Genomic DNA, 15,879 nt, shown 5'->3' on the forward strand with positions numbered 1-15,879 from the left:
TGCCATTCCTCGTTAGGAGCCAGTCCGCCGGGACCCGTATGCGCCCTCGTAGGCATCCACGACTTGGCCGTAGCCTGCGGAGAACTGGCCGGCCACTTCCTCGACGGCTGCCTTGACGATCACGTCGATATCGCCATTGGAGCGCTGACGGGTCTCGACCTGGCTGTTGGTGTAGTTGTGGATGTTGATGCTTTGCTGGATGCCAGAAGCGCTGGTAGTGCCGGACTGGCTTGGCGCGCCGCCCGACATGCGTGCGGCAGTGATCGGCGTGACGTTGCCGGTACGCAACCCCTCTACCGCCGATACGCCGCCGAAACGCCGGATATCAGCCTGGGACCAAACCACCTCCCCCTTGTGCACCACGCCTGCTGGCTCGTATTTACCGCCCGAGCCGGTGTATCCGCCTTCCGAGAAGCCCTTGAGCAGCGCATATGCCGCGACCAGCGCGGTACCGCCCACAACAGCCGCGGCGCCGAACGTACCGATCGATGCCGTCAGCGCAGCCGGCGCCCAGGACGCCAGCGTCTCGGCAGCTGCCGCCAGGTTGGCGGTCAGTACGGTGCCAATCGACGACAGGCTGCTGGCAGTGGTAACCGCATCCGTTGTCAGCTTGGCGGTCGTCTTGACCCCCTCCGCTGCCACCGTCTGCGTGGCTTCCGTCTGGATGCCAGCAAGTTTCAGCGCCTGCATCACCAGGAAGCGCGCCGTGATGTCCGCGAACGCACTGAGCATCGAGTTGGCGATGGTGCCGGCCAGGTTGCCGAAGGCGTCACCTAGGCTTTCCGTGCCCTTGATGATCCCCTGGATGCTGCTGGAGATGGACGACGTGGTGTCGCCAAGGATCGACTCGGTAGCCGAGCGGGCCTGCTCGTTGTAGTTGGTCGCGATGTCGACATAGTTCTGCCACGACTCCGACACACCGACCAGCCACTCGCCACGCATTGCATCCTGCGCTGCGTAGTAGTTCTGTTGGTCGACCATGCGAGTGGCCAGGGCCGCGCGCAAAGCCTCGGTCTCGCCCTTGTACAGATCGGTGTCGGCCGTCGTCGGGTTGTCGATCCGGCTGTAATCGCGGGTCAACTTATCCAGTTGCTTCTGATAGTCCTGCCGGATTTTCAGATCTTCCTGGAGACGTCGGCGCAGGCGGTCACTCTCCCCAGCCCCAGCCAGTTCAACCTCTTGGCCCTCACGCGACAGCTCAAGCTGGGACTGCAGGTTTTCCCTGAAAGCCTTCAGCTTCGCCTCGTTTTCAAGCCTCGCCTGGGTCAGCTGGTTGGCCTTCTCAAGCTCAGCGTTCTGCTTCTGCTGGGCCAGGTTCAGCTCAGCCATCGCCAGAACCTGCTTCTGCGAGGTGGTGAGGGTCTTCTTCTCCTTGAGGTTGGCGATCTCGGTTTCGAGCTCGATCAGCATCTTGGCTTCGGTGCCGAGCCTTTGCGTCTGCTCGACCTCCCCCGCTATTACGCGGCTCTGCTGTTGCAGCACGGCGTAGCGCTGGCGGGCCTCGTCAAGCATGCGCTGGCCGGCGTCTTCCTTGACCGGCTTGGTAGTGCTCGAATCCTTGTAGGTCGGGTTGTTGCGGATAGCCTTGAGCGCAGCTTCTTCTTCCTGCTTGGTGATGACGTAGCCGGCAGCGCGCGCTGCGTTTATGCGCTTCTGCTCATCCTCGAGCGCCTTGTTCATCTTCTGCTGCTTGGTGAAGTTCTGCTCTACGCTCTTCTGAAATCCCTCGTATGCAAGCTGCCCTTCACGCTGAATGCGGGCGTTTTCAGCTGCTGCGCGAGCAGATTCCTGCTCGGCCTTGGCTTTCTTCTCGTAAGCGTCGATCTCCGCCTGAAGGGCTGCTATCTGCTCCCGAGCGTTCAGCTCCTCAAACCCTGTATCAAGGTTCGATTTCAGGTAGTTGATCTTCTGTTGGATGGCTGTTATGTCTGGCCCTTTATCTGCTTCACGACCTATGTCGAGAATCGCATCCCACCCAGCCTTCGCCGCACCCGCTAAATCATTCCAGGCTCGCTCCAGGGTTCCAAGATTCTCTTTGATGGTGGACGATCTTTCAGTGAACGCCTTTGCGAGCGCTTCTTGTGCTATAGCAGCCGCTGCATCGTTATCTCCCTGCTCTTTTGCAGCCTTGATTTGTTCAAATACCGAGGCCGTGAGGAAGTTATATTTGTCGTTCAGCTCGACTACAGTCCGGACCGGGTCATCACCCAGTCTCGCAAATTCAGCAACTGTTTCGGATACTGCCTTGCCGGTAGCCTTCTCGAACGAAACAGCGGCAACCGCGATTTCCTCGAATCGATCAATAGCGATCCTGCCTGTCGCCGCTATTTGCGCCAGGGCAGCAGCTGCACTACCGGTCGTCCCGGCAATAGACCCTACACGCTCGGCCATAGCAGCAAGTTCAGTGGTTGTAGTACCCGCAGCGTTACCAGTTACGACCAGGGCCTTGCGGAATTCATCCTGCTCTTTCGAGCCCTGGTAGTACGCAACGCCGAGAGCGGTTGCAGCCGCGGCAGCCAGGGTGAATGGGTTGACTAGCCCGAGCACGTATCCGCCCATCGCTTTGGCTGCTTCGCCAACCCCGCCAAAGGAGTCTTTGATTTGTGAACCCTGCTGCAGGAACACCGTCAGCGGGGCTTGACCACCCTGCAGGCTGATGAAGATGTCGGAGAACTGCGCAGGCAGCATTCGCAAAGCGGCCGCATTCTGCTTTGCGGTGTTGCCTGTGCGGTTCAGCCCGTCATCGAAACCGGTCAGGGCCGCGCGCGCCTGGTCTATCTTGCCTTGATACTGAGCGAAGGTATCGTCATCAAGGGCCCCGATCTTCTTCTGTTGGGCCAGCTTGCGCTCCTGCTCATCCAGGCGATTAAGCGCACGCGTTGTTGGGTCGATGGCCGCAAGTAGGTCGTTCAGGCTCTCGGTCTGCGCCTCAGTGGCCACCTCTGCCTGCCGATTGGCGGCCGCTACCTTCTGGGTGGACTCGGCCAGGTGCCCCTGATTGGCCGCTAGAACCATGTTTCCGGACAGCAGGCCCTGCTCTGCCTCTGACAGGCCTGTCGCAACGCTGGCGAGGTTGCGCTGCTCCTGCGCGGCCTTCATCGACGCATCGGCAATCGCGAGAATTCTGGCTCTAGCCTGCTCTGCCGTTTCGCCCACCACCTTCTGGGCATTCGACACGCCGGCAAGCGAGTTCAGCGAATCCTGCAGCTTTCGGCTGTAAGCGTCAAAGGTGGCTGAGTTAATCTGCCCAGAATCACGAGCCTGAGCCAAGGCTGCTTCTTGGGCGGCCAAGTCGTTCAGCTTCTTGGTAAGCGGGTCAATCTTGCCGAGAAGGCTATCGAGCTCTTTGCGCTGGCTGGCAGCAGACTTTGCTGCAGCCTCGGCGCTCTTTGTAGCTGCATCGTTCGAGGATACGGCCTTGTCGTTGGCTGCCTGGACCTTCGCCAGAGACATCGCCAGGTTCGAATAGTCGCCGCCGGATTTTCGCAGCGTTGAGCTTGCTCGGACGCCAGCCTGCTCGAGGGCTTCCAGGGCAGCTCGAATGTCGTTTACCTGCTGCTCGGCGCTCCTTCCATCTACTTCAAGTTCTAGGCGGGATTTCAAAGCCATGGTTTTCTCCGGGCATAAAAAAACCGGGCTTAGCCCGGTCTGTCAGCGCACGCTCGCTACTTCTTACGCTTGCTCAAATACGACGTAATGTTGTCCATCGATTCGCCGATTTGATTGTTCAAGCTAGTGATGTCGCTCATCTGCTTTGGCGTGACATGCTGGAACAGTTCCTCTGGCTTGACGGATGCGAGAAATGCTCCCGACTTCGCTTTGAATTCGTCGTACGATTTCTGTGCGTCTCGGCAGGGAGCCATATCCTCACGCTTTATTGAATCTTCACACTTTTTGTGAAGAGTGAGGGTGTTTTGCGCAGATGCGTATGCGTCCTGATATGCATCCTGCACCGCATCTGCGAAAGCGCTAGTGCACAGCGCAGAAGTGAGGATTATGGCGAATAGCTTTTTCATGGGTCATCCTGAGCGTTGAAATTCAGCGCCATCATAAATCAGAAAACCCGCTGGCTATCCACTCCATAGAATCATGTGGTGAGACGCTGTAGTCCGGCAGCTTCTTCCAGGCGCGACAGCCGGCGCTCAAGCAGCTCATCTGCCTTGCGCTTCTCCTCGATCATTGCCTCAGGCGAAAGCGGGCTATCGTCTTGCGCCGCTTCATCGTCAGTCTGCCCCTGCTGATCTGCCATGGCTCCTCCTTTAATCCTCTTCTTCCGCCAGCGCGGCCTCGTCCAGGGCGAATATCACCTCGTCAACCAATCGCCTGGGCAGCGGCAACGGGTGAACCTCAAGCCAGTCCGTGATTTCACGGGCTGACAGCCTCAGCGGCTGCACTGCTGCTGCACCCACCAGGTAGCGCCGGCCGCGCGCCGCATTGCGGAATGCGTTAAGCAGGCTACCAGTGATCACGTCCAGCTCAGGCTCATCCGGTACCGCGATTCGCAGCTTCTGGTAGATCAGGCTTCGCTTTGCTGTTCGCTGGCCCCACTCCCGCTCCCACTCGAAGCGGGCGACTGCTTTCCCTTGATCTCGTCCTGCTCTTTGCGGTTGTCGGCGGCAATGGCCGCGGCGCGGCGCAGAACGAAGTAGAAGAAATCGGAATCACCGCGCAGCATCTCAGCGCAGGTGTTTTCGCTGTAGGCCAGCGGCTTGCCATTCTCGTCCTGGGCGCCCTGCCAGTCCTGAACGATGAACGAGGCCAGGAGCAGGCAGTGGTTGTCGTGCTCGGACTTCTCGCCCTCGATCACGCCTACCGATTCCTGTCCGAACTGGGCATCGTTGCGCGCCAGGCGGCGACGCATGCGCTCCAGGGCGATCTGGTACTGCTGGTTGTCCAGCGGCATCAGAAGGACCTTGGTTTCCGCGTCGAACTCTTCCCAGCGCGCCTCGGCGTTCTTGGTGGTGTCGATCTTTTTCAGCTTGAGAGCCATGAATCATCCTCACGCCACGCCATAAAAAGGACCGCCCCGGGCGGCGTCTACCCGGGGCGGCCAAAGGTGATGCGGGTTAAGCGGTGACAGTGATGGCCGCGGTGGCGGTCTTGGTCGGATCCGAGACGCTGGTGGCGGTGATGACTGCCGAACCTGCGGCAACGCCGGTGACCAGACCAGAGGAGCTGACCGTGGCAATCGATGGGGCCGAGCTGCTCCAGGTGACGTTTTGGGATGCACCAGATGGAAGCGCGGAAGCGGTGAGCTGGCGGGTTGCCGCAACGGCAATCGAAGCAGTGGTCGGGGTTACCGACACGCTAGTGACTGGCACGAACGGAACCCGGGTAATGGTCGGCGCCTGCTTGGCCACGGTGTAGTTCAGCGTGACCTCGATCAGTTCGCGCTTGCCGCCGCTCGGCAGGTCGCCGTCGACCTCCAGCGCCGGGAACGACAGGTCATAGCGATTGCCCAGGCTATCGATGATCGGGAATTCGACCGCTACGGTTTTCCGGGTGAAGGTGTTCTTCCAGATCTGCCAAGCTAGCGGTGACCAGGCCAAGGTGATGGAGCCCGTGATCGCGGCCTCGGTGGCGATCTGAGCACCAGGCCCAAGCTTGCCGTTACCGATGCAGCGCTGCGCCTGCAGGCTGTTGTCGAGGTTGACGGTCAGCGCAGACACACACGCCTGACCCTCCAAGCTCTGGCCATCCACCGTGATGGAGCCAACGTTCTGATTGCTAATGAACGGCGTGGTGGTCGGCGGGTTGATGTCCGCTACGGTATTGGTGTCACCATCGGCGTAGTCCAGGCCGGCCATGGTGAAGGTGGCAGTGATCTTGCCGTCAGACGGGATATCCAGGGCGAAAACCGAGACGTGCATACCCTTGAACAGGGCGTAAACGTTCACGTCGTTGAAGTTCTTCGCGACGGTGAAGGTCCGGCGCGTGCTGCCTACGGTCAGGACGTCATCGTCCCAGGTTCCGTAGAAGGCCGCTTCCAGCAGCTTGTCGAAGGTGCTGTAGGACAGTTCGCCTACCAGGTCACCCTGGATGTCGGTACTGGAGACCACCGAACCCTGGCTGATGCGCGATTCGGTGATTTCGTCGCTGACCTGGGTGTTCACGGTCGGCGAGAGGGTGTTGCTGGTCAGGCGCAGGGTATCCCAGTCGCCTGTGGTCGGGGTGATGCCGGGGGTGACCTCGGGAATGAGGTAACTGGTAACGCGGGCGCCAGAGGACATGCGCATGTCTCCTTTCTGCGGGCATAAAAAAACCCGCTCGAGGCGGGAGGTTCATGGTCTTGCTGGTCAGCCGGCGCGGAACCGGACGTTCACGTTGATCTGGTGGTAGCTCTCGAAGTCGCCCACATCCTGCTGGGATGCCTCAAGGCACTCGATATGGCCGCTCTGCCAGGACTGGAAGTGCTCAGACAGGGCGTCGGCCAGCTTGTTGATGGCTGACAGCCCGGTTGATCGGCGGCAGAAGCACTGGATCACAACCTGACCAGGCCGGCGGTAATGCGGCTTTTCTGCCATGCCGGCGAAACCGGCTGTGGCGTACTGGATCTCGAAGGCGCACCAGAGGCCGGTTGCGGGAGGCTTGAACACCCCACCATTCGGGTATTCGGCGTTCGGGTACTCAATCCGGTCCTGCTCTATTCCCGTGAACGAAGTCATCCGGGCCGTGAGCGTCTTGCGGACTGTCTCGAAAGGTACGGTCATATCAGCTTCTCGGTGACGGCGATGAAGGAAATCCCGTACACGCCTTTGGGTGCCATGCGGCTGTAGCCGTCAGGCGTGATCTTGACGCTTGGGCCGCTCGGATAGCCGCCGAACTCGATGATCTCGCCGTACACGCTGTTGTTCTGCACGAACACCGTGCTGAAAGGCTTCAAATCGGTCAGTGCAGCACGGGCCGCACTTCTGGTCTCGGTGCCGAGGATGTCCAGCTTGGTGTTGACGCTGTAGTCCTCTGCGCCTATCGAGACGATGTTGTTCGCCATGTAGTTGCCGCTGTCGATCGGCGCATGAATCGTGATCTCTTCCACCAGCTGGATGACTATGCTGCGCTGCATCTCCACCAGGTCTTCCTCGATCTGGTCGGCGAACAGCACGGGCGACAGCGACCAGCCCGCCATCAGGTTGCCCTCAGCTGAATCTGGTAGTGCACGCCAACCGGGTCGGTGGTGGCTTCCATAACCCGGTACTGCTTGGGCTGGCCGGTAATCAGGTCCGGAGCCATGACGATGTGCTCGGGTGCCGGCTTGTCGGTCACTTCGTTGACTAGGGCAATGAGCCGAACATCGGTGGCCAGGATGTTGATGCCATCTACCTGGTCCTTCTTGTAGCGGCTCAGCACGCCGCGGCCGGTGTAGGTGACCGGCTGGGCGGTGGTCACCTCCTCTACCGGATCCCAGATGCCTTCGCCTGGGTAGGTGCCGGTGAAGTCGCGCACCGCCTCAGCGAACGCTGTATCGAACAGGCGCCCGAAGGACGACTGCATGGTGCTCTTGATCGGCATGTCACACCGCCTGGCTGGTCTTCCTGAGTGAATATTCGACGACGCAGCGGCAGCGGATGCGCTCATTGAGCGGAGCCCCGAGCGAGGTGTCGCACGGGAACATCAGCATCGCGCCGCTCGGCGAGGTGAATGGCTGGTCAGCCATGACTACCTGCCCATTCATTGCTGCATGGGTGTGCCGGACCTTGTTGTCCCGCATGGAGCGCCAAGTCTTGGCGAAGGTGTACATGCCGTTGCTGCGGGCGGTTAGCTGCTTCCAGCCCTCCTCCCGGCCCTTGTTATAGGCCTCAGAGGTGTTGGTCTGGGCCAGGGCCTCGGCATAGGTGCCAAGCAGGCGCTGGGCGTAGGCAGAGGCCGCCCGGTCGATGATCGCCTTCGGCACCGGCCTCTTCTGCTCGATCGCCTCGCGGACTGCCGCATCAAAGACTGGATCACGACGCAGCCGGGTCAGGTACTCGCGCATGCGCGCAGGGTCGCCACTGGCCAGCTGGTCGCGTGCTCGCTGGGATGCCTCGGCGGCGGGCCCATTCAGGCCAACCACACCACCAGTTCGCCGGCCGGTCTGCTTGCTCATCCTGCCGGCCAGGTTCAGCGCAGCGGTGCGAGCCGTGTCGCCCCGGTCACGACCCATGGACAGCACCACCCGCACGGCTTCGGCCTGCTCGCGGGCAGCCTGCTCGCGCAGTGCGGCGGCCTGGCTGGCCAGGAACGAGGTCACGTCAGCGTGGCCCATATCGATCTCCCGGCGCACGCCAGGGATGATCACCGCCACCAGTTCCTTGCTCGCGCCCCGGGCATACACCGCGCGCAGGCGCTCGACCAGCAGCGCGAATAGCCCGATCGACAGGATTTCGGCTATCCGGTCTTCGTCGTTGTCCTCGACCGCCTGCTCAAGCTCGCTGATGCTCACATAGCGCACGGTCTGCCCGACCTGATCCAGATAGGCCTGCTGCACCTCTACTTCAAGGCGTTCGATCTCGGCCTCTACCTCGGAGGCCTTCATACGACAAACACCGCCACGCCGCACAGCCTGTTGCTGCGCAGTAGCGGGGCCACCAGCTCATCCACTACGGTCAGCACCGGGCGCGTCGGGACGCCGCCATCAGTCGTGGCCGTGGCCTGATACTCGATCTCCAGCACGTCGACTTTCTGGCGCTTGATGGCCTCAGCGGCCACGTAGTCAGGGCTCAGGCTGCCAGGGTTCACCAGCTCGCGCAGCGCCGCCTCGTAGGTGGCCCGCTCAATCTCCGCTGGCACCTCGTCAGGCGGGATGGCCGCGCCTTCGTTGTCCGTTGCACCGGTACGGGGCCACTGGAGTTCCTGCGCCCGGCCGCCGGTCTTCACGCCGGAGAACATCGACTCCCAGCGACCGCAGCTGTTCTGCTGCTGGTACTTTCCGTCGATGTAGGCCGATGCCCGAACCAGCGCGGCCTGCTTCGCCTCATCGCTGCCAGCCCAGGCGGCATTAGCCCGCGCAGCATGATAGGCGTCGGCGCCTGCAACGGATCCGTAAAATTCTGGCATCGGGATGTCTCGAATAAGTGGCCCGTAGGCTGTGAATCAGGAGGTAAACATCTTGCAGAAGGCCTTGGCCGCTCGCAGAGATGGAACCTTTCCAGTCTGCTTGAACACGGCTTGCTCGCCAGCCTTGCGGAACTCGAAGCCTGGCCCAGTCACCACCGCCAGTTCGCCTACGCGCTGTGCATTGATCTGGCTCATGCCCTGATCCTCGAATAAGTGGGCGGCGAACCGCCCGGGGTTGTTACTGGTGCTTGGCCAGCTCGGCCTGCAGCTCTTCCAGGGTGACGTCGTCGCCGACATCGATGCCCTTTTCCTTGAGCTTGGCGATGGCATCTTCCTTGGCCTTTGCTTCAGCCTCGACCAGGCGCTCTTGCAGCGTTTTCAGGCTGGAGTTCTTGCCAGCCTCGACACCCAGCGCCTTCAGCTTGGCGAACAGCGCTTCCTTGTCGCCATCGTCGGCCTTCGGTGCAGTGCCGGAGACCTTCAGGAAGTCCAGGCGGGAGGCCAGCTTGTGGCCTTGCTCGGTCAGCTCGACCTCGCGGGACTCACCTGGCGTAAGGAAAACCACGCCAGTGGCGGTGTGCACACCCTGCGGCGCCTTGGAGTTGTTGGTCACTTTCATGGTGATCTCCTATCAGGCGGCCGGGGCGGTGATTTCGTCGAGGTACGCGAAGGCGCCTGGCAGGCGGATCTCGGTACCGCCAGTGCGGGCGATAATGCCGGTCTCGAAGCCCATGATGGACTTCTGGCGCGGCGCCAGTACGCGGCGAGGCATCGGCAGGTGGAAGCGAACCACCTCCGGGTCCTTGCGGTAAGCAACCAGACGACCACCGCCGTCCTGGGAGGCGTTGCGGGCCTCGCGCAGCGGCTGGATGTCCAGCGCCTGGCCGGTCTCGGCGGTGTAGATGTTGTTGCGGCGGATGAACTCCAGCACGGTCATGAAGCCGTCACCAGCCCCCATACGGCGGGTGGCCAAGTCACGGAAGGCGTCTGGCGGCATGCGCAGGGTGTCCGCCCATTCCACTTCGCTGGTGTTGGTGCGGACGCTGCTCAGCACGCCGTTGATGTCAGCCAGGATCTGGTCGACGGTCTTGCTCGCCCAGAAAGTCGAGCTGCCGGTGCCGGTTGCGGCCGCGTCAGTGCGGGCAACGATGGTGCTGTTCAGCAGGCCGGTCCAGTTCTTTTCGGTCGAGCCGCGCATGGCGATGTCGTTCAGCAGGCGCTCAACCTTATCCGCGGCGCTCATGGCCTTGGTGTCGTTCAGGTTGACGCCATACAGCGCAGCCTGGTTGATTTCTTCCAGGTTCCACTCCCATCCGGAGCCGATCATGGCGAAGTCATGCGACGCTTGATCGCGGGTAACCTGGTTGAACGGCATGTCGGTACCGGCGCCGCTGAGGAACTTGGCCTCGCCGGCGGTATCAACGGTGAAGAAGGTGGTGCCGATAGCCCACGGCTGGCCTTCGGTCACGACCGGCACGTGCGCGGCGTAGTTGAAGGCTGGGTAGCGGCGTTGGTAGACGCGGGTCTCGATGTTACGGCCTTGGGCGATAACGAACGGGAGCGCCGCCTGAGCGTCTTCGAAGCGATTCATGTGGTAGTTCCCTCGGCCTTAGGCGGAAGCGATCGGGCGCAGGCCCATAGAAATTTCGACGATGTCGCCGTTCGCTCCGGAGGTGTCGAATACGACATCAGGCAGCGGGCCGACGATGCCAGCGCCGGTTGCAGCGACGTAGCGATTGGTGGTCGTGTTGTAGAACACCTCGCCACCGTCCACGACAGCGCCGCCAGCTTGGACCTTCATCGGGCCCATGGTCATGAAGGCACCGGTGAAGTACTGCGGGTAGCCGTCGACCAGCTGGGAGCCTTGGGCAACCGGCGGAACGGCTGGGTTCAGGACCGCGAAGCCGATGAACACGCCAGCGGAGAACGGCACGACGCCATGGTCGCCCGAGCCGCGCTGGACCGGGGCACCAAAGCGGATGCCCTCAGCGTTCTCTACGGTGCGGGAGATCTTGTTGCACTTCTCCTCGCTGGCGATCTGCCCGACGAGACCTTTGGCCGGGCGGTCGCCGTAAGTGGTTTGGTAGGTAGCCATTGCTGGTTCTCCTTAGGCCTGGGCCGGGCGGTGGGCGGTTTGCATGTCGGCGATCATCTGCAGGCGCGCCTTCTCGGCGTCGTCGCCGGTGGTCTTGCTGTCCTGCTGGATCATGTGCTGGCGGAACGGGTCGCCGGCCGGGTTCTTGGCCGCGTCCTCGACCAGAAGGTCAAAGCGTGCGTCGATGTAGGCCTCAGTCTTGCCGGCGATGGCTGCATCGCCCAGCTTGGCGATGACTACAGCCTTGCGGATCTCGGCATCGCCCTTGCCGGTGTAGTCGGCATCGGCGATTGTCTTGGCTTTGGTGATCAGGTCGGCACGAGCCTGGACACGCTTGTCGATGTCGGCGTCGCTGAGTTGCTTGGCCTTCAGGCCGTCGATCTCGGCATCCTTCTGGGCAAGCTCGTTGTCCTTTGCCGCCAGAGCCGTAGCGTGGGCATCCTTCAGCTGCTGTACGTTGATGCCCGCGTCGGCCAGCTGCTTGGTCAGCTTCTCGAGGGCTTGGGCTCCTTGCTCGGTGACATCAATGGAAATGCCATCGACAAGGAATTTACGGAGTGCATCAGCCATGTCATGGCCTCCTGTGGGGGTTGGTTGCTTGTCACCGATACGAAGCTTCTCGCCGCCTCGAGCGCGATGCTCCAGGCTGAGGTGATTCATTTTCATGGGTCCGAGGTAGACGTCGTAGTGCTCGCCATCGGCGGTCTGCCCGTCCTGGAACACGACTTCAGCGCCGTACCCCATGGAGAGCTCACGCTTGCCGGCCTCGTAGTCCTCGATGGCCTTGGCGTCCATCAGCACCAGCGGCACCTTGACGAACTCGCCGTCGCGAACGACTTCGCCACCGGTCTGGCCGATGGCGTGGTCTTTCCAGTTCTTGGCGTTGACGCCCTCGCCGCCCGGGTGACCATTGGTCATGGGCCGGTAGGCGTAGGACTGCATGGCGTCCTTGTGGAATACCGAGCTTTCGGGCCGGTACACCTTGACGATCGGCTTGTCGCGCAGGCCGTGCTCGTTGTCCGGGTCGATCTCGGTGCCCAGGTAGTCCTGAATACCGGTGCGGGCGACCCTGGCCTCGGCCACCAGGTAGCCGTCAGCCGTCCGCCGCACATTGGAAGCGGTGACAGAGTCTTGAAGGATCATGATTTACCTCAGGGCTTCAGCTCTTCGAAGATTTCCGGCCCGAATTCGATCTTGCCGCGGTACGGCTCAACCTTGCTTAGGTCCAGGTCGCCAGCGGCGTAGGTGATGGTCACGTGCGGCTGGTACTCCTCGTAATCCCACGACGCGCCTGCTTCACGGATCTGCATGTGCCGCCAGGCCAGTTCAGACGAGTTGAACAGCAGCACGACAGCACCTTCACCGCCCAGCGGCTCAACCAGTCGAGCGCCACCAGGTGCGACGGTCATACCGCCATCCTGACGACTGCCCCAGTCACCGCTGATCTTCATCCAGTCCAGCGCCTGCCGGCTGTATGCGATGGTGACGTGCAGGTCATCTGCCGGGACTGTGGTATCGAAGCCTTGGGCCTTGGCCCATGCCAGGATGTCGGCACCGTTGGTGACCTTGCGCTGAACGTACAGCGGCCGCGGGGCTGCATCGCCGAGGGAGGTAGTGCGCGACTGGGTCTTGTTACCCCTCTCGTCGACCTCCAAATCTTCCTCGTCCGGCAGTTCGGCACCGAACTTCTTGATGGCCGCCTCCAGCCCAGGCATGACGCTCTGCTCGACCAGCAGGTTTACCGATGCTTGCGATAGCGCATCGTCCGGGAACAGTCCCGAATCCTTGAGCACCTTGATAGTGTCTGCCGTGGTTTTCCCGATGTCGGCGCGCTCCTTTGCGGTTGGCTGCCAGAGTGGCGCCCAGGTGTAGTGAATCTCCTTCGGGCGATCACCAAGGGCTGAACGAATCAAACACTCATCCAGCACGCCCATGGCCGGCTTGATATCCAGCTTTTGCCGGGACGCGACGTTGTCGTAGTAGTTGCGGGTGTTCTCTTCGCCGTTCGCGCCCAAGCCGCTCGATGGCTGACCAAACATGCGCGTGATGGGAACATCGAATGCCCCGGCCACGCCCTGCTCCGTCTTGGCAATGACATCAGGCAGCGTGCTAAAGCTGGCCGACTTGGATGTATGGGTCTCTTGGCCATCCAGGATCAGCGTGCCGTTAATACCCTTGGCCGTGGCCGCCAGCCGCAGACGTTCAAGCAGCTGCCGCTCGTAATTCTTGTCCTGCATGCTCGTCATCAGGTTCGGGATATTGATGACGTCAATCTTGGCCTCGTAGACAAGGCTGACCACGTTGGCCACGGTCTCGTCGTAGCGACGCACGGCAGGCAGCGCAGCCAGCAGCACCGAGTCGCCCCACCCGAATGCAGTACCTACAGCCAGATCAGGGTCTGGGTGAGGCGTGCCGACAAAGATCACCAGACGAGACGGGTGAATCTCCACCATCGACCCAGGCAAGCGGTAGGCCTTTGGCTTTCCGTAGCGCGGGCTCTGCGGATCCTGCTCAATTTCCGTGGCACTGAGTTGGCGCCGGGTCATTACCGCCAGGTACTTGATGCCGCCCTGCCTGATCCGATCAGGCTTCAGCTCAGAGGCCGTGTCGCGGTCACCTGTGCCGATGAACACCGCCGCACCGCCGAACAAGCGAGCCTTCAGCAGCGCCTCAAGGATCTTGCCCTTTACATTCAGCCGCTCTTCCTCGGCCTCGATTAGCTCGATCTGCTCGTTCTTGGCCTGCCAGCTGCGCCAGTTACGACACGCATCAATGGCAGGGATGCTGACGCCCTTCTGCGCAGTCCACGAACCGCGAAAAGCGTTCAGCAGCTGCAGGTCGTCCATCTCCGGAATCGCGTAGTGCGAGTGGGATGCCTTGTCGCGCGCAGTACCCAGTCCAGCGACAAGGTTCTGCAGGCTGTCCTTGAGGAAGGTGTATGCGCTCATTGGTTGCTCACGTTTGCGAGTGTGTAGCCGCCCGCAATCGGGAAGCGCTGGACAATGAAGTACCCCAGTGCGTCGACCGGGTCTTCAGTGCCGTCCTTGTTTGGTTCGCCTTTGTCGGTGTATGCCTGCTGCTCAAGTACCTGAGTTGTGACCGGGCAGTTGTCGGTATTCACCAGGTAGCGCCTATGACCCTCACCGTTGAGGAGCATGGCGTTGACGGCCAGAACCCTATCCCGAACCTCTGGGTTGGATGGGTTAACCATCACAGGGAAGCCTGCCGCCCGGAGCAGCGTATGGTCGGACTCGCTGCCGTTGACGCTCTTGCGGTTCTTGCCGCTGGCATCGGGATAGATCGTGATGCTGTGCCCCGGGAAGCGCCGCTTCAGCTCAGCGATCATCGCGGGCGTGTCGAACAGGCTTGTGGCCTCTTCCAACAGCAAGGGCAACCCGTCGCGGATGACGTGAATAGTCGCCGCCATCCGGTTGATGTTGAAGTCCATACCGACATGGAGCTGCTCGCCTGGGCGGATCGTGGCGTTGGTGTGGTTCTTGTGCCGGCAGAAGTTCGGGTAGACGCTGCCAGAGGTCAAGTTGACGAACAGGCCGTCGATGTAGGCATCCACCAGGTTGGCCGGGTAGGACCGGCGCAGCGATGGGATGTAGTCCTTTGGCAGGTTCTTGGCGTTCTGCCGCGTGGATGCGTGCACGATGCCGTAGAACTCTTTCTGCGCCGGGTCGGTCGCCAGCTCCTTGACGAACTTGCGATAGACCCAGTTGAAGCCCTCCGGGGTGGTGGTCACGTCGATGGTGTTCTCTGGCCTGCTGGGCCAGACCGTCGACATACGCGCAATGATCTTTTTCCAGGCGCTGTCAGCCTTCTTGATCGGCATGCAGTCGATCTCATCCACCAAGGCATGGGCAATGTTGAAGCCCACGATCTTGTGGGGATGTTCCATGCTCTTGCAGATGATGGTGGACAGGAGGCGCCCGCGACGGTCTCTGAGATGCACGCGCTTGTTACTGGGGACAATGTCAGCCACAAGGCCAAACGCCTCAGCAACGACCGGAATGGTGTCGTAGAAGATGTCCGCGATGTGCGGGTACGTCGGCGCGAAGTAGCCCTGCGGGATTCGCGGGTGCTCCAGCGCGTTGATACATAGCCTCACGCAGCCGACGAAGGTCTTGCCGCTGCGGTAGCCGCCCACGAATGCAGAGAACTTCTTCGGGTGGCTGATGAAATCGAACTGGGGTTTATTCAGCTTCAGGGTCGCTTGCATCTTCAACCCCAATGATTACTTGCTTGGGCTCTGGCACATCCTTGTCGGGGTCGGCCAGTTCGCGCTGAAGCTTCTGGATGTTCAGGCGCTTGATCTCGTCGTCCAGGGACTTGTCAGGCTCCACCTTACGATTCAGGTAGATATCGCCCACCTCTTTGGCGGCCTGCTCCAGGATCTGGATGGCAAGCGCCATGTTCTTCATAGACTCAGCCTTCTCTACCATCCTGCCCAGCGCGCGGAGGCGGTAGGCGCGGTTCGCAATCGGGATCTCAGCGGTCTCCTCGCGGAAACGCTTGCGAGTGTCCTCGAATAGGGTCCGCCAGCGCTTGGCCAGGTCTCTGCCAGCGCTCTTGGTAGGGTCGTGTGATTCACACTGCTGCCGGGTCACCTCGATGCCGAATTCATCTCGGACGGAGGCAGCTACCTGCGCAGGGGTATCGAAACAGGCCAAGGCCTGAACGATGAAGGCTTTCACCTCGTTGCTCAGGGCCGCCATAGGTTCAATTCCGTCTTAGGTCTGTCAGGG

General features: G+C 61.4%; 19 protein-coding genes. All 19 read right to left on the bottom strand.

All coding sequences use genetic code 11. The features are described from left to right. Positions 1-12 precede the first annotated feature (12 nt). Positions 13-3,609, bottom strand: a complete 3,597-nt coding sequence (locus tag AC5O5I_RS19220) for a phage tail length tape measure family protein (RefSeq protein ID WP_494511347.1) — start codon at positions 3,607-3,609, stop codon at positions 13-15. A 56-nt stretch (positions 3,610-3,665) separates the two neighbouring features. Beyond that, on the bottom strand, positions 3,666-4,016 hold the full coding sequence (locus tag AC5O5I_RS19225) for a hypothetical protein (RefSeq protein WP_392513903.1): 351 nt from the start codon (positions 4,014-4,016) through the stop codon (positions 3,666-3,668). A 71-nt stretch (positions 4,017-4,087) separates the two neighbouring features. After that, complete coding sequence (locus AC5O5I_RS19230; protein ID WP_494511348.1) at positions 4,088-4,249, bottom strand: hypothetical protein; 162 nt, start codon at positions 4,247-4,249, stop codon at positions 4,088-4,090. Positions 4,250-4,259: 10 nt separating this feature from the next. Next, positions 4,260-4,469, bottom strand: coding sequence for a hypothetical protein (locus AC5O5I_RS19235; RefSeq protein ID WP_258653006.1), 210 nt, complete (start codon positions 4,467-4,469; stop codon positions 4,260-4,262). A gap of 47 nt (positions 4,470-4,516) precedes the next feature. Beyond that, positions 4,517-4,990, bottom strand: a complete 474-nt coding sequence (locus AC5O5I_RS19240; RefSeq protein WP_494511349.1) for a phage-derived protein YdaY family protein — start codon at positions 4,988-4,990, stop codon at positions 4,517-4,519. Between the two features lie 76 nt (positions 4,991-5,066). Beyond that, complete coding sequence (locus tag AC5O5I_RS19245; protein ID WP_494511350.1) at positions 5,067-6,230, bottom strand: phage tail tube protein; 1,164 nt, start codon at positions 6,228-6,230, stop codon at positions 5,067-5,069. A gap of 66 nt (positions 6,231-6,296) precedes the next feature. Further along, complete coding sequence (locus AC5O5I_RS19250) at positions 6,297-6,710, bottom strand: hypothetical protein (RefSeq protein WP_494511351.1); 414 nt, start codon at positions 6,708-6,710, stop codon at positions 6,297-6,299. Then, entirely contained in the window at positions 6,707-7,126 is a 420-nt protein-coding gene (locus AC5O5I_RS19255; protein ID WP_494511352.1) for an HK97 gp10 family phage protein, read from the bottom strand. The genes AC5O5I_RS19250 and AC5O5I_RS19255 overlap by 4 nt, the downstream gene beginning before the upstream one ends. After that, positions 7,126-7,509, bottom strand: a complete 384-nt coding sequence (locus AC5O5I_RS19260; RefSeq protein ID WP_494511353.1) for a hypothetical protein — start codon at positions 7,507-7,509, stop codon at positions 7,126-7,128. Before AC5O5I_RS19260 ends, AC5O5I_RS19255 begins: the two co-directional genes overlap by 1 nt. A gap of 1 nt (position 7,510) precedes the next feature. Further along, entirely contained in the window at positions 7,511-8,512 is a 1,002-nt protein-coding gene (locus AC5O5I_RS19265; RefSeq protein ID WP_494511354.1) for a phage minor head protein, read from the bottom strand. After that, positions 8,509-9,033: a DnaT-like ssDNA-binding protein gene (locus AC5O5I_RS19270; protein ID WP_494511355.1), complete on the bottom strand. Its 525-nt coding sequence runs from the start codon at positions 9,031-9,033 to the stop codon at positions 8,509-8,511. Before AC5O5I_RS19270 ends, AC5O5I_RS19265 begins: the two co-directional genes overlap by 4 nt. A gap of 36 nt (positions 9,034-9,069) precedes the next feature. Beyond that, positions 9,070-9,228, bottom strand: a complete 159-nt coding sequence (locus AC5O5I_RS19275) for a hypothetical protein (RefSeq protein WP_494511356.1) — start codon at positions 9,226-9,228, stop codon at positions 9,070-9,072. Between the two features lie 43 nt (positions 9,229-9,271). Continuing rightward, entirely contained in the window at positions 9,272-9,652 is a 381-nt protein-coding gene (locus AC5O5I_RS19280) for a hypothetical protein (protein WP_494511357.1), read from the bottom strand. 12 nt (positions 9,653-9,664) lie between these two features. Beyond that, positions 9,665-10,624, bottom strand: coding sequence for a DUF2184 domain-containing protein (locus tag AC5O5I_RS19285; RefSeq protein ID WP_494511358.1), 960 nt, complete (start codon positions 10,622-10,624; stop codon positions 9,665-9,667). Positions 10,625-10,642: 18 nt separating this feature from the next. Then, entirely contained in the window at positions 10,643-11,128 is a 486-nt protein-coding gene (locus tag AC5O5I_RS19290; protein WP_494511359.1) for a structural cement protein Gp24, read from the bottom strand. Positions 11,129-11,140: 12 nt separating this feature from the next. Next, positions 11,141-12,271, bottom strand: coding sequence for a DUF2213 domain-containing protein (locus AC5O5I_RS19295; protein WP_494511360.1), 1,131 nt, complete (start codon positions 12,269-12,271; stop codon positions 11,141-11,143). An 8-nt stretch (positions 12,272-12,279) separates the two neighbouring features. Then, complete coding sequence (locus tag AC5O5I_RS19300; RefSeq protein ID WP_494511361.1) at positions 12,280-14,076, bottom strand: anti-CBASS protein Acb1 family protein; 1,797 nt, start codon at positions 14,074-14,076, stop codon at positions 12,280-12,282. Then, positions 14,073-15,353: a terminase large subunit domain-containing protein gene (locus AC5O5I_RS19305; protein ID WP_494511362.1), complete on the bottom strand. Its 1,281-nt coding sequence runs from the start codon at positions 15,351-15,353 to the stop codon at positions 14,073-14,075. The genes AC5O5I_RS19300 and AC5O5I_RS19305 overlap by 4 nt, the downstream gene beginning before the upstream one ends. Beyond that, entirely contained in the window at positions 15,328-15,849 is a 522-nt protein-coding gene (locus tag AC5O5I_RS19310; RefSeq protein ID WP_494511363.1) for a DUF2280 domain-containing protein, read from the bottom strand. The genes AC5O5I_RS19305 and AC5O5I_RS19310 overlap by 26 nt, the downstream gene beginning before the upstream one ends. Positions 15,850-15,879: the final 30 nt, after the last annotated feature.

The organism is Pseudomonas sp. 9_2_1 (assembly GCF_059295275.1).

Excerpts from the sequence above, each read along its gene's own strand:
- AC5O5I_RS19220 (WP_494511347.1), bottom strand. The coding sequence starts at position 3,609 with ATGGCTTTGAAATCCCGCCTAGAACTTGAAGTAGATGGAAGGAGCGCC.
- AC5O5I_RS19225 (WP_392513903.1), bottom strand. The coding sequence starts at position 4,016 with ATGAAAAAGCTATTCGCCATAATCCTCACTTCTGCGCTGTGCACTAGC.
- AC5O5I_RS19230 (WP_494511348.1), bottom strand. The coding sequence starts at position 4,249 with ATGGCAGATCAGCAGGGGCAGACTGACGATGAAGCGGCGCAAGACGAT.
- AC5O5I_RS19240 (WP_494511349.1), bottom strand. The coding sequence starts at position 4,990 with ATGGCTCTCAAGCTGAAAAAGATCGACACCACCAAGAACGCCGAGGCG.
- AC5O5I_RS19245 (WP_494511350.1), bottom strand. The coding sequence starts at position 6,230 with ATGTCCTCTGGCGCCCGCGTTACCAGTTACCTCATTCCCGAGGTCACC.
- AC5O5I_RS19250 (WP_494511351.1), bottom strand. The coding sequence starts at position 6,710 with ATGACCGTACCTTTCGAGACAGTCCGCAAGACGCTCACGGCCCGGATG.
- AC5O5I_RS19255 (WP_494511352.1), bottom strand. The coding sequence starts at position 7,126 with ATGGCGGGCTGGTCGCTGTCGCCCGTGCTGTTCGCCGACCAGATCGAG.
- AC5O5I_RS19260 (WP_494511353.1), bottom strand. The coding sequence starts at position 7,509 with ATGCCGATCAAGAGCACCATGCAGTCGTCCTTCGGGCGCCTGTTCGAT.
- AC5O5I_RS19265 (WP_494511354.1), bottom strand. The coding sequence starts at position 8,512 with ATGAAGGCCTCCGAGGTAGAGGCCGAGATCGAACGCCTTGAAGTAGAG.
- AC5O5I_RS19270 (WP_494511355.1), bottom strand. The coding sequence starts at position 9,033 with ATGCCAGAATTTTACGGATCCGTTGCAGGCGCCGACGCCTATCATGCT.
- AC5O5I_RS19275 (WP_494511356.1), bottom strand. The coding sequence starts at position 9,228 with ATGAGCCAGATCAATGCACAGCGCGTAGGCGAACTGGCGGTGGTGACT.
- AC5O5I_RS19280 (WP_494511357.1), bottom strand. The coding sequence starts at position 9,652 with ATGAAAGTGACCAACAACTCCAAGGCGCCGCAGGGTGTGCACACCGCC.
- AC5O5I_RS19285 (WP_494511358.1), bottom strand. The coding sequence starts at position 10,624 with ATGAATCGCTTCGAAGACGCTCAGGCGGCGCTCCCGTTCGTTATCGCC.
- AC5O5I_RS19290 (WP_494511359.1), bottom strand. The coding sequence starts at position 11,128 with ATGGCTACCTACCAAACCACTTACGGCGACCGCCCGGCCAAAGGTCTC.
- AC5O5I_RS19295 (WP_494511360.1), bottom strand. The coding sequence starts at position 12,271 with ATGATCCTTCAAGACTCTGTCACCGCTTCCAATGTGCGGCGGACGGCT.
- AC5O5I_RS19300 (WP_494511361.1), bottom strand. The coding sequence starts at position 14,076 with ATGAGCGCATACACCTTCCTCAAGGACAGCCTGCAGAACCTTGTCGCT.
- AC5O5I_RS19305 (WP_494511362.1), bottom strand. The coding sequence starts at position 15,353 with ATGCAAGCGACCCTGAAGCTGAATAAACCCCAGTTCGATTTCATCAGC.
- AC5O5I_RS19310 (WP_494511363.1), bottom strand. The coding sequence starts at position 15,849 with ATGGCGGCCCTGAGCAACGAGGTGAAAGCCTTCATCGTTCAGGCCTTG.